The organism is Natronosalvus sp. KLKA75 (genome assembly GCF_059736265.1).
In genome coordinates this window covers 1,033,970-1,045,771 of sequence record NZ_CM185522.1, presented here as the reverse complement: position 1 = coordinate 1,045,771, position 11,802 = coordinate 1,033,970, and the positions used below count along the sequence as shown (strand labels likewise).

Annotated in this window: 10 protein-coding genes and 1 pseudogene; 3 read left to right on the top strand and 8 right to left on the bottom strand. The window is 65.4% G+C overall.

Features of this window, described 5'->3' with window-relative positions; translation table 11 throughout:
* Positions 1–125: 125 nt before the first annotated feature.
* The 3 genes and pseudogenes from AC6I65_RS05035 (at position 126) to AC6I65_RS05025 (ending at position 3,186) form a co-directional block, all read left to right on the top strand.
* On the top strand, positions 126–1,184 hold the full coding sequence (locus tag AC6I65_RS05035; protein ID WP_497902959.1) for a class I SAM-dependent methyltransferase: 1,059 nt from the start codon (positions 126–128) through the stop codon (positions 1,182–1,184).
* Positions 1,185–1,375: 191 nt separating this feature from the next.
* Positions 1,376–2,177, top strand: a pseudogene (locus AC6I65_RS05030) (helix-turn-helix transcriptional regulator).
* 184 nt (positions 2,178–2,361) lie between these two features.
* Positions 2,362–3,186 carry a class I SAM-dependent methyltransferase gene (locus tag AC6I65_RS05025; protein WP_497902958.1) on the top strand — a complete coding sequence of 275 codons (825 nt, stop codon included), beginning with the start codon at positions 2,362–2,364 and terminating at the stop codon, positions 3,184–3,186.
* A gap of 31 nt (positions 3,187–3,217) precedes the next feature.
* Here the strand turns inward: AC6I65_RS05025 and leuD are convergent, their stop codons facing one another.
* The 8 genes from leuD to bcp all read right to left on the bottom strand — a co-directional run bounded on the left by leuD (position 3,218) and on the right by bcp (position 11,784).
* The gene (gene leuD, locus AC6I65_RS05020) at positions 3,218–3,844 is read right to left on the bottom strand and encodes a 3-isopropylmalate dehydratase small subunit (protein ID WP_497902957.1); all 627 of its coding nucleotides are present in this window, start codon (positions 3,842–3,844) and stop codon (positions 3,218–3,220) included.
* Entirely contained in the window at positions 3,837–5,258 is a 1,422-nt protein-coding gene (leuC, locus tag AC6I65_RS05015) for a 3-isopropylmalate dehydratase large subunit (RefSeq protein ID WP_497902956.1), read from the bottom strand. Before leuC ends, leuD begins: the two co-directional genes overlap by 8 nt.
* Complete coding sequence (locus AC6I65_RS05010; protein ID WP_497902955.1) at positions 5,255–5,578, bottom strand: DUF7989 family protein; 324 nt, start codon at positions 5,576–5,578, stop codon at positions 5,255–5,257. Before AC6I65_RS05010 ends, leuC begins: the two co-directional genes overlap by 4 nt.
* A gap of 16 nt (positions 5,579–5,594) precedes the next feature.
* The gene (gene ilvC, locus AC6I65_RS05005; protein ID WP_497902954.1) at positions 5,595–6,668 is read right to left on the bottom strand and encodes a ketol-acid reductoisomerase; all 1,074 of its coding nucleotides are present in this window, start codon (positions 6,666–6,668) and stop codon (positions 5,595–5,597) included.
* The gene (gene ilvN / locus AC6I65_RS05000; protein WP_497902953.1) at positions 6,661–7,317 is read right to left on the bottom strand and encodes an acetolactate synthase small subunit; all 657 of its coding nucleotides are present in this window, start codon (positions 7,315–7,317) and stop codon (positions 6,661–6,663) included. The genes ilvC and ilvN overlap by 8 nt, the downstream gene beginning before the upstream one ends.
* Positions 7,318–7,384: 67 nt before the next feature.
* Positions 7,385–9,211: a biosynthetic-type acetolactate synthase large subunit gene (ilvB, locus tag AC6I65_RS04995; protein ID WP_497902952.1), complete on the bottom strand. Its 1,827-nt coding sequence runs from the start codon at positions 9,209–9,211 to the stop codon at positions 7,385–7,387.
* 427 nt (positions 9,212–9,638) lie between these two features.
* On the bottom strand, positions 9,639–10,883 hold the full coding sequence (locus AC6I65_RS04990) for a LeuA family protein (RefSeq protein ID WP_497903163.1): 1,245 nt from the start codon (positions 10,881–10,883) through the stop codon (positions 9,639–9,641).
* Positions 10,884–11,328: 445 nt separating this feature from the next.
* Positions 11,329–11,784: a thioredoxin-dependent thiol peroxidase gene (bcp, locus tag AC6I65_RS04985; RefSeq protein WP_497902951.1), complete on the bottom strand. Its 456-nt coding sequence runs from the start codon at positions 11,782–11,784 to the stop codon at positions 11,329–11,331.
* Positions 11,785–11,802 lie beyond the last annotated feature (18 nt).

The window sequence follows — 11,802 nt, the reverse complement described above, 5'->3', positions numbered from 1 at the left end:
GCGAATCGACGAGTGAGACTGTACCCACACCGAGGCGGCCGTCGAGCCGCCTCGAGTGTGGGATGTGAGAATCGGGCGGCCGAACGCGATCGGCAATCCAGCCGACGACACCACGACGACCACTCATGACACTCGACGAAGAACGATTGAACCAGCACGTACAGACGGCGATTACCGACTTCGGAGCGACGGCACACGCGCCGCTCGTCGTCATCGGCGACGAACTCGGCCTGTACGAGACGCTCGCCGACGAGGGGCCGCTCACGTCGGCCGAACTGGCCGAGAAAACAGACACCGCGGAACGGTACGTCCGCGAGTGGCTCCCCTCACAGGCTGCCGGAGGGTACGTCACCTACGATGCGGAGACGAACCGCTACACCCTCACCCCCGAACAGGCCGCGATACTCGCTGACGAGACCAGCCCGGCGTTCATGGTCGGCAACTTCCGGGTCGCCCTGTCGGCGGCCAGAATCGAATCACAGCTCGTCGAGGCGTTCCGCACGGGTGAGGGCGTGGGGTGGCACGAACACGACGCGGACCTCTTCCACGCAATCGAACACTCCTGGCGGCCACAGTACTCGGCCAATCTGGTCGACAGCTGGATTCCCGCGCTCGAGGGGGTGGACACGACGCTTCAGGACGGTGGGCGCGTCGCCGACGTAGGCTGTGGCCACGGCGCCTCGACCATTCTGATGGCCGAGGCGTACCCAGAGTCGACGTTCGTCGGCATCGATCCCCACGAACCCTCGATCGCGGAAGCCCGGGAGCGAGCAGCGGAAGCCGGCGTCGCCGACCGCGTCAGCTTCGAGGTGGCGACCGCCAAGTCGTACAATGGCGCGAGGTACGACTTCGTGGCCACGTTCGACGCCCTCCACGACATGGGGGATCCGGTGGGTGCGGCGGCACACGTCCGTGACACGCTCACCGACGACGGTACGTGGATGATCGTCGAACTGTTCGCCAACGACCGCGTGGCGGACAACCTCAATCCGATGGGGCGGGCAGCCTACTCGATCTCGACGCTGATCTGCACGCCGTGTGCACTCGATCAGGAGGCCGAGCACGTGCTGGGCGCACAGGCTGGCGAGACCGGTATTCGGGAAGCCGTGACCGACGGCGGTTTCAACCGGTTCCGCCGGGCGGCCGAGACGCCCCTGAATCTCGTGTTCGAAGTCAAGCCGTAAGGCGAGACGAGCGAGCGATAAGGACCGGTGCAGGCGAAATGCTGTTTGTCCCGAACCGTTCGAGCACTGGGGCATAACCGAACTCGAGTATCGAGTAGCACGCTCAGACGATGCTGAGTAGACAGCGCGCATTCCGTCTCGAGGGAGACGAACACCGATACGTATTATACAGTGACATGTGTAGACATACCATGAACAATGCCCTCGACGAGATCGACTTTCTCGCCAGATCCACCCACCGAGTTGGTGTCCTGGAGGGGCTGACCGATGGTGCCCGCGAACGGCGCGATCTCCGCGCCGCGACGGGTGCCTCTACACCGACTTTGAAGACCGTCGATGGATTACCCGGGACGGGCCGATCTATTACCTGACGTCGCTCGGCGAGTTCGTCGCAGAGCGGTTCCTCGAGCTCCGCGAGGCGATGGAAATCGAACGAAGACTCCGGGACATCTGGCAGTGGCTCCCCCAGGAGATGGAGGGGTTCTCCGCCGACCTCTTCACCGATGCGGTGGTCTCGTACCCCGGCCAGGCTACCCGTACGAGCCGATCGAGCGGCTCACCCACCTCATCGAGGGGACCACTCGAATGCGGGGGTTCGACAGTATCGTGTTCAAGTCGATCAACAACGAGGCGGTGTGCCAGGCCGTCCTCGACGGGATGGAGCTCGAGTACGTGTACTCACCGACAGCGCTCGAGCAGACCCTCGCCTGGAATCCCGAGCGGGTGATGGAAGCCGCATCGTGTGACCACTGCACCGTTCTCGTCCACGACGACCTCCCCGACAGGTCCCGGTGTGGACTCGGCATCGTCGACGACCGCGCTGGCATCTGCTGTCACGACCCCGAAACCGGAGCACTGACGGCCGTAATCGATACGGATGCACCGGCAGCTCGAGAGTGGGCCATTGCCACCTTCGAACGCGTTCGCGACGAGGCGAGGGAAGTTGACCCACAGGCGTTCGAGACGCTCGACTCGCCGGACCTCCACCCGTAGAACGCGTCTGGGAGTCGAAGAAACTTCAACGACTAACGATACGTCAGGAACCACCGCCCCTGACGACCACGCCGGTCCACCGTGCAGAGACCAGCTGTCGTGTCTCCAACTGTTTCTTCACGGGGTGAAATATTTCACCGGATATGTAGATGTATCCAGCGAGCGTACTACGATTCGAGGAATCATGCCCGAACAAACAGAGATCCAGGACGAATGGACCGAAATCGCGCCAGGATACGACGAGTACGTCACCCCGTCGAACATGGCCATAGCGGAAGAGGCCCTCGAACGGTCAGGGCTCCAGCCTGGAATGCAAGTGCTGGACGTCGCGGCCGGCAGTGGCGCGTTGAGCATCCCCGCGGCTCGCGCGGGGGCACAGGTGCTGGCGACGGACATCTCCCCCGCCATGGTCGAGCACCTCGAGGCGCGTGCACGTGACGAGGGGCTCTCCACCCTGGAGGTTCGCGTCATGGATGGACACGCCCTCGAGCTCGAGGACGACACCTTCGACGTTGCCGGATCGCAGTTCGGCGTCATGCTGTTCCCCGACCTTCCGCAGGGGCTGGGCGAAATGACGCGCGTTACCAGACCCGGTGGCCGCGTGCTACTGGTCACGATGGGACCGCCCGCCGAAATCGAGTTTCTGGAGTTCTTCCTCGGTGCCGTGAAAGCCACCGTTCCCGATTTCGCCGGCCTTCCGTCAGACCCGCCGCCGTTACCGTTCCAGGTGGCGAATCCCGAGAAGTTGCACGGGGAACTGGCCGACGCCGGTCTCACGGAAATTCGCGTGGAGACGACGAATCATCAGCTGGCGTTTCACTCCGGCGCGCAGCTGTGGGACTGGGTGACCGCCAGCAATCCGATCGGGGCGGGTTTAGTAGCTAATCTGACGGCGGAGCAGAGAGACACGGCCCAGACGGTGCTGGACGACAAACTGAGCGAACGTTCCGACGGGAACGGTCCGGCCGTGTTGAACAACACCGTCAACATCGGTATCGGAACGAAGTGAGCCGATCTGAGGAAAGGATTGAGAAGCGGACCTACACTCGTTTCCCGTCTTCGACGTACGGGAGTGCCTCGGCGGTCTCGTCGACGGCCTCGGCGTTCGCCTTCATCAGCGCCGTGGTGTCCCAGACGCCCTCGACGAGGGCCTTTCGCTGGGCGTCGTCGACGCGGACGTCGACCGTCTTCCCCCCGTAGGTGACGGTTTCCTCGGCCACGTCGATGTCGATCTCGCCGTCAGGATTCGCTTCGACCCACGCCTGTACTTCCTCGACGACCTCGGTGTCGGCCTCGAGGGTGGGCATCCCAAGCGCGAGACAGTTCCCTGCGAAGATTTCGGCGAAGCTCTCGCCGATGAAGGCGTCGATCCCCCAGCGCATGAGCGCCTGGGGGGCGTGCTCGCGCGAGGAGCCACAGCCGAAGTTGGCGTTGACGACCATCACCGAAGCATCCCGGTTTTCGGACTCGTTCAGCGGGTGCTCTTTCTCGTTGTCGTCGTCGTCGAATCGCTGGTCGAAGAAGGCGAACTCGCCCAGACCGTCGAACGTGACGACCTTCATGAACCGGGCCGGGATGATCTGGTCGGTGTCGATGTCGTTGCCACGGATGGCGACGCCCGTTCCCGATACCGAATCGACGCTCGGGATCTCGAGTTCGTTACTCATTCACCGTCACCTCCTTCATCGCCCGCATGTCAGTCACTTCTCCGTTGATCGCCGCCGCGACGACCATCCGGGGGTTCATCAGTACTGTTCGGCCGTCCTTGCTCCCCTGGCGGCCGACGAAGTTCCGGTTCGAGGAGGAGGCACAGGCCTCGTCGCCCTCGAGCTGGTCTTCGTTCATGCCGAGACACATCGAACAGCCGGCACCGCGCCAGTCGAAGCCGGCCTCGGTGAAGATTTCGTCCAGGCCCTCCTCCTCGGCGGCCAGCTTGACCTGCTGGCTGCCGGGGACGACCATCGCGCGCACGTCGGGGTCGACGGTCCGGCCCTTCACGAGCCGAGCGGCCCGCCGGAGGTCCGGCAGGCGCGCGTTAGTACACGAACCCAGGAAGGCGACGTCGATGGGGTAGCCCTCCATCGTCTCGCCCGGTTCGACACGCATGTGCTCCTGGGCGCGGCGTGCCGTCTCGACCTTGTCAGCGGGGAGGTCTTCGGGCTCGGGAATCGGCTCGGTGACGCCGACGCCCTGTGCAGGCGTGGTGCCCCAGGTGACGACCGGCTCGAGTTCACTGCCGTCGATCGTCACGACGTCGTCGTACTCGGCGTCGTCGTCCGATCGGATCGACTCCCAGTACGCCTTTCGCTCCTCGAAGGCCTCTCCCTCGGGGACGCGCTCGCGACCCTCGAGCCACTCATAGGTGGTCTCGTCGGGGTTGACGTAGCCCGCGCGGGCACCGCCCTCGATGGACATGTTGCAGATACTCATCCGGCCCTCCATGTCGAGGCTCTCGATGGCCTCGCCGGCGTACTCGTAGACGTAGCCGACACCACCCTCGGTGCCGAGTCGGCGGATGATCTCGAGGATGACGTCTTTGGCTTCGACGCCCTCGGAGAGTTCACCTGTGACCTCGATCTTGCGGACCTTTTGTTTCTCCATCGCGACGGTACCCGTGGCGAGTACGTCCCGGATCTGGCTTGTGCCGATCCCGAACGCGAGTGCGCCGAACGCACCGTGAGTCGAGGTGTGGCTGTCGCCGCAGACGATGGTCGTCCCGGGCTGGGTCAGCCCCTGCTCCGGGCCGATGACGTGGACGATGCCCTGTTCGCCCGTATCGGGGTGAGAGAACTCGATACCCGACTCGCGGACGTTCTCCTCGAGTTCGGCCATCATCTCCTCAGCCGCCGTGTCGGCGTAGGGCCGTTCCTTGCTCGATGTCGGCACGATGTGATCGACCGTCGCGTGGGTCAGGTCCGGGTAGGCGACCTCGAGGTCGCGCTCGCGGAGCATCCCGAACGCCTGCGGGCTCGTCACCTCGTGGATGAGGTGGAGGCCGACGAACAGCTGGTCCTGGCCGGTGGGCAGGCGGGTGACCGCGTGGCGGTCCCAGACCTTGTCGTAGAGCGTTCCCTCGCTCATTCGTCGGCTCCGACCTCGCTCCCGCCGCGCTCGAATACCGCGTTCGCGTCGTCGGCCTCGCGCGGTGGCGTGTGACTCACGTCTTTCATGCGGTCGTCCCCCTCCGCGGGGTCGCTCGAGTCTCGTTCGTTCGTCCGGTCCTCGGGAACCGCGTTCGCCTCCCCACCGTCGGCGGCCACGATCGGCCCGCGGCTGAACAGCTGGCCGGTGGATTCGCCCGTGTAGGGATTGGTGTGGCTGACGTCGCCCATCGTTCGTCGGTTTCGATTTCGGTTCGCTTTCGTGTTCGCTGGGTTCGTGGAGTCGGTGGTTCGTGTCATGATTCGCGTCCTCGTCTCAGTCGTCCGCCGGCACTTCCGCCGGTTCGTTCTCGCTCGAGTCGTCCTCCCACTCGAAGAGGTCGCGCAGGGGCGCGCCGATCGATTCGATCTCGTGTTCCTCGTCGTGGCGCTTCAGCTGGGTGTAGGAGGGCCGACCGGCCTGGTTCTCGTTGATCCACTCGCGGGCGAACTCACCGCTCTGGACCTCCTCGAGTACTTCCTCCATGTTCTCGCGCACGGAGTCGTCGACGATGCGGTCGCCGCGGGTCAAGCCGCCGTACTCGGCCGTGTCGCTCACGGAGTACCACATGCCGCCGATCCCGTCTTCGTACATCAGGTCGACGATCAGTTTGAGTTCGTTCAGGCACTCGAAGTAGGCCATCTCGGGAGCGTAGCCTGCATCGACCAGCGTCTCGAAGCCGTGTTTGACCAGCGAGGTGACGCCGCCACAGAGGACGGCCTGCTCGCCGAAGAGATCCGACTCGACCTCCTCGCGGAAGCTCGTCTCGACGACGCCCGCGCGGGTGCCGCCGATGCCCTGGGCGTAGGCCAGCGCCTCCTCCTTGGCGTCGCCCGTGTAGTCCTGGTAGACCGCGATCAGGGCCGGGGTGCCGCCGCCGTTCTCGTAGTCGCGGCGCACGATGTGGCCCGGGCCCTTCGGGGCGGCCATCGTCACGTCGACGTGCTCGGGGGGCTGGATCTGGTTGTAGTGAATGTTGAATCCGTGGGCGAACATGATCGTGTTCCCCTCCTCAAGGCCGTCCTCGACGGCTTCGAAGACCGCCGGCTGGATCGTGTCGGGGACGAGGAACATGATCACGTCGGCCTCGGCAGTCGCGTCGTCGGGCGTCGTCACCCGCAGGCCGTCGTCCTCGGCCTGGCTCCAGGAACTCGAGTCCTCGCGCAGGCCGACCACGACGTCGAAGCCGCTGTCGTGGAGGTTCAGCGCGTGGGCGTGGCCCTGGCTGCCGTAGCCGAGGACGGCTACCGTCTTATCCTCGAGGTAGCTGGAATCGGCGTCCTCGCCGTAGTAGATGTTCGTCGTAAACGTCTCGTCTGCGTCGGTGTCGGTGTGGGTGTCGTCAGTCATCGTCTGCTGGAACGGTGTGTCGTTGGTCGGTTGGCTGTGATTCCGTCTGCCCGGCTGCCGTGTCGTCGGTCCCGCGGGCCATCGCGGTCGTCCCCGTCCGGGAAATTTCGCGGATGCCGAACTGGCCGAACGAGTCGATCGCTGCGTCGATCTTCTGGCGCGAACCGGTGATCTCGATCGTCGCCGTCTCCGGACTGGCGTCGACGGTCTTTCCGCCGTACATCTCCGCGACGGCGGCGACCCGATCCGGTCGCGTCGCGTTCACCTTCACGAGCGCCAGTTCGCGACGCATCGCGTCCGGCTCGAGTTCGCGAACCGCGATCACCGGGATCAGCTTCCGGAGCTGTTTTTTCGCCTGCTCGATCCCGGGATCGGGCTCCTCAACGACGATCGTCATGCGCGCGTGGGCCTCGTCCTCCGTGGGGCCGACGGTGAGGCTCTCGATGTTGAACTGCCGCCTCGAGAACAACCCCGAGACGTCCGAGAGCACGCCGGGTTCGTGTTCGACGAGCGCCGAGATGACGGTCCGCCGCGGCGGCCGCGCGGCCTCGACTTCCGGATCGACCCGGATGCCGAGTTCGTTGCGCTTGCCCGCCGGGGCCGGCCGTTCGTCGGGAGCGGGACCCTCGAGTCCACGTCGGTCGGTCACGCGGACCACCTCGAGTTAGGACCCGGCCTCGAGCGTCGCGCGCCGTCGAACCGCGTTCGTTCCCCGGTCATAGCTGGTCCTCCGAAAGCGCGAACCGTCCGTTGTCGCCGCCGCTCGGCACCATCGGGTAGACGTTCGCCCGTGGGTCGACGTGGGCGTCGATCACCGAAGGGCCGTCGTAGGCCAGCGCGGCCTCGACCGTATCGGCGACCTCGTCGTAGTCGTCAATGCGGAATCCCTTCGCGCCGAACGCCTCGGCCAGGGTGTCGAACTCGGGACACCAGTTGTACTCCGAGGCGGCGTGTCGGCCCTCGAAGAAGGCGTCCTGCCACTGGCGAACCATACCGATGTACTCGTTGTTGAGCACGACGACGGTGATGTCCATGTTCTCGCGGACGGCCACGGCGAGTTCCTGGATCGTCATCAGGAACGAGCCGTCGCCCTCGAAGCAGACGACCTCCTGGTCGTCCTCGGCGGCGAGTCGCGCACCGATGGCCGCAGGCAGGCCGTAGCCCATCGTCCCGAGCCCGTGGCTCGAGACCCAGGTCCGGGGTTCGGTGAACGTCCAGTACTGGCAGGCCCACATCTGGTGTTGGCCGACGCCCGTGGTCACGATCGCCCGGTCGCTCGTGGCCTCGTCGAGCGCCTCGACGACGAACGGTGGCTGGACCGGTTCGTCCTCGGGCGTCCGGTAGGCCATCGAGTAGTCGGACTTCCACTGCTGGCACTGGGCACGCCACTTGGTGGCTCGCGGGGAGTCCGTCACCTCGTCGGCCAACTGCTCGATCACTGTTTCCGCGTCGCCGACGAGCGGGTACTCCGCGTGGATGTTCTTGCTGATCTCGGCCGGATCGATGTCGACGTGGATGACCTCCGCGTCGGGTGCGAAGTGCTCGATGCCGCCGGTCAGCCGGTCGTCGAACCGGGTGCCGACGCCGATCAGGGTGTCGCAGTGGGTGATCGCCATGTTGGCGTACCCCGTGCCGTGCATCCCGGCCATCTCCATCGCGAGGTCGTGATCCTCGGGGAACGCGCCGAGGCCGGGCATCGTCGTCACGACCGGAATCTCGTGTTCGACCGCGAACACCCGCACGGCCTCGGTGGCGTTACCCTTGATGACGCCGCCGCCCAGCAGCAAGACCGGCTTCGCGGACTGCTCGATTCGGCGAGCGGCTAGCCGGACCGTCTCGGGGTCAGCGTGCTCCTGCACTTCGTAGGTGTCGGGCGTCCGCGGCTCGCCCGGTTCGTTCGAGGTCTCGCCCAGGGTCACGTCCTTCGGCAGGTCGACCAGCGTCGGCCCGGGTCGGCCCGCGCCCGCGAGCGCGAACGCCTCGCCGACGTCGTCGCCGACGCGGTCTGGATTGCTCGAGAACGTGTTGGCCTTCGTGATGGGCTTCGTGACGCCCGTGGTGTCGGTCTCCTGGAAGGCGTCGTTGCCGACCATCCCGGTCGGCACCTGGCCCGTCAGCGCAATCATCGGGTCCGAGTCCATGTCGGCGTCGGCGATGCCCGTCACCAGGTTCGTCGCGCCGGGTCCGGAGGTCGCGAAGCAGACGCCTGGGTCGCCCGAGACGATGCCGTATGCGTCGGCGGCGTGGGAGGCGCCCTGTTCGTGGGCCATCGTCACGTGTCGGATGGCCGAGTCGTAGAGCGCGTCGTAGACGGGCATGATCGCCCCGCCCTGGACGCCGAAGACGTACTCGGCGCCCGCGGTCTCGAGTGCTCGGATGACGGATTCAGCGCCCGTCGTCACCGGTTTCGTCGAGGCGTTGGTGTTCGAACTCGGTTCGGTCGAGGTGTCGGCCTCGGAGTCGGTGACGTGGTCGCGTTCGCGCTCGGTTTCCGCTGCATCCGCTTCCGTCCGCGGTGTCACCGGTGTCGCGCGTTCGCTCATCGATACCCTCCTGCCGCCGGATGGCGGCGATTTCGTGTGTGCTGTCGTGTCATCGTTCGGGGTCGCTGGGGACTGTCAGTGCTGCGTCGCTGGTCGCTGGGAAATCGGTGCAAAGTCGGGACAGGGAGGGTGAAGTGAGGCGCTAGGCGGCCCCTACAATAATGAGCGTCGCGACCGCGCCGCTGTCGGCATCGCGAGCCGATCTGGAAGCGCGGGTCGTCATTACTACACTGGTAGACGCCTCGAGGCATATAACCGTTGCCCGAGTGGCAAACGTTGCTCGGGTTCGAGTCAGTGGACGGGGGGCGACCACCACTCGAGGCGACGTCGGCACGCGCGGCGCTCGAGCGGCTAACTGATCCATCCGATCGAACGTCGATCCGCGACAGCCGACGCTGGCCGGCCGAAGCAACCGAAGGGTGCATCTTTACGCCTGCACCTCCTCTCGCTCCCGCTCGGGGAGCCGAGCGACGCCTTCCGCTTCGGCGAATCGCTCGAGGTCGGCGACCGTGACGCGACGCTTCTCGGCGCCGTAGTCCTTGACACGGCGGGTCACGGCCCGTACCTCGGTCTCGGTCGGGTCGAAGCCCGTCTCGACCAGTCGTTCGCGGACCGAGTGGGTTCCCGTGTGTTTCCCCAGGACGAGTCGGCGCCGGGCGCCGACCATCTCCGGGGTCATGACGCCGGGTTCGAAGGTGTCGGCGTTCTCGATGACGCCGGCGGCGTGGATGCCGCTCTCGTGGGAGAAAGCGTTCGCACCCACGACCGGCTTGTTCGAGGGGACCGGGACGCCGCTTCGTTCGGCGACGACCTGGGAGAGTTCGGTGATCCGCGTCGTGTCGATGCCTGTGTCGGCCTGGTAGACCGACTCGACGGCCATCACGAACTCCTCGTAGGCGGCGTTGCCGGCGCGCTCGCCGATCGAGTTGACCGAGACCTGTGCCTGGTCGGCGCCGGCTTCGATCCCCGCCAGCGCGTTCGCCGTCGCCAGCCCGAAGTCGTCGTGGGTGTGGACGTCGATCCGCGCGTCGGTGTGATCGGTGATCGTCTCGATCAGGTCGTAGAACCGCCGTGGGGTCGCGACCCCGCACGTGTCGGGGACGTTGATCCAGTCGGTTCCCGCCTCGGTGACGGCCTCGATGACCTCGAGCAGGAACGGTTCGTCGGTCCGGGTGGCGTCCATCGGCGAGAACATGCAGATCGCGCCAGCCTCGGTGACGCGCTCGACGGCGTCGATGGCGCGCTCGACGACGGCCTCGCGACTCGAGTGCATCGAGTCCTCGATCTGGACGTCGCTCGTGGAGACGAAGACGTGGACCATCTCGACGCCGGAGTCCAGCGCCGCTTCGATGTCTCCCTCGACGACGCGGGCTAGGCCGCAGGTCGTCGTATCCGTCGAGGAAGCGATGTCGCTGACGGCTTCGAACTCGGCCTCGGAGTTGACGGGGAAGCCTGCTTCGATGACGTGGGTTTCCATTTCGTCCAGCACCCGTGCAATCTCGCGTTTGTCGTCGTACGAGAACGAGGTGCCTGGGGACTGTTCGCCATCGCGCAGGGTCGTGTCGAAAACGCGTGCGGTTGCGATTTCGTCAGTAGAATCTAACGTGCCCTGGAAGAACTCGACCGCCCTGAGGGGTCTCAGAGCCGGTGTCGTTTGGTGTCGACATTGTATCCAACCCCAGGCTCGAGGCAGTATATAAACCTGGCGCTGAAACAGATGCTGGCAGTTTTTGCGCACCGATGTACGATCGTTCAGGTTCGGAAAATCGCACGACGTAAACGACCTATATCGAACGGGTAGACCTTATACGCCACCCAATGATACTATGCCAGTTCCGAACACGGTACGACGTAGCATTGTAAATTCCGCTCGATTTGTGGAGGACGTAACGATGTGGCCGGTCGCGCGCGCTGGGAGTTGGTCGTTCGTCCACCTGGGTAACATCGTCGCCCATCTGGATACGCATCGTCACCGACCGCATCGCCACAGCGCCTCGAGTGCTATCCCGAGCAGTCTCGAGGCGATCACTCAGTCGCGAGACAACTCGTTTCGAAAAGGTCGCGCGCCTGGACCGTCGCTGTCGTCGCGAAAACCGAAACCGAACAGTCCCGTTGACTCACTCGAGAACGTTCAGCACTTCGTCGGCGTGTCCCTCGGGGGTGACACCCTCGAAAACCGCCTCGATGGTGCCGTCCGGGCCGACCACGAACGTGTTCCGGAAGACGCCGTCGAACGTGTTCCCGAACATCTGCTTCTCGCCGTAGGAGTCGTACGCGGCCGACACGGAGCCGTCCTCGTCGGAGAGGAGGTCGAACTCGAGGTCGTAGTCGTCTGCGAAGTCCTCGAGGTCAGAGACGGGGTCGTCGCTGATCGCGACGACGGCCGCGTTCTCGGTCTCGAGGGTCGGGCGCGCGTCGCGGAACTCACAGGCCTCGACCGTACAGCCCTCGGTGTTCGCCCGGGGGTAGAAGTACACGATCAGGTGCTGGCCCTCGAAGTCGTCCAGGCGAACCGTCTCGCCGTGCTGGTTCGGCAGTGCAAAGTCGGGTGCGTCGTCGCCAGCCTCGAGCATGTCCGGTGATTCGTCTCG

Coding starts and splice junctions, on each gene's coding strand:
- AC6I65_RS05035 (WP_497902959.1), top strand. CDS start 126: ATGACACTCGACGAAGAACGATTGAACCAGCACGTACAGACGGCGATT.
- AC6I65_RS05025 (WP_497902958.1), top strand. CDS start 2,362: ATGCCCGAACAAACAGAGATCCAGGACGAATGGACCGAAATCGCGCCA.
- leuD (WP_497902957.1), bottom strand. CDS start 3,844: ATGAGTAACGAACTCGAGATCCCGAGCGTCGATTCGGTATCGGGAACG.
- leuC (WP_497902956.1), bottom strand. CDS start 5,258: ATGAGCGAGGGAACGCTCTACGACAAGGTCTGGGACCGCCACGCGGTC.
- AC6I65_RS05010 (WP_497902955.1), bottom strand. CDS start 5,578: ATGACACGAACCACCGACTCCACGAACCCAGCGAACACGAAAGCGAAC.
- ilvC (WP_497902954.1), bottom strand. CDS start 6,668: ATGACTGACGACACCCACACCGACACCGACGCAGACGAGACGTTTACG.
- ilvB (WP_497902952.1), bottom strand. CDS start 9,211: ATGAGCGAACGCGCGACACCGGTGACACCGCGGACGGAAGCGGATGCA.
- bcp (WP_497902951.1), bottom strand. CDS start 11,784: ATGCTCGAGGCTGGCGACGACGCACCCGACTTTGCACTGCCGAACCAG.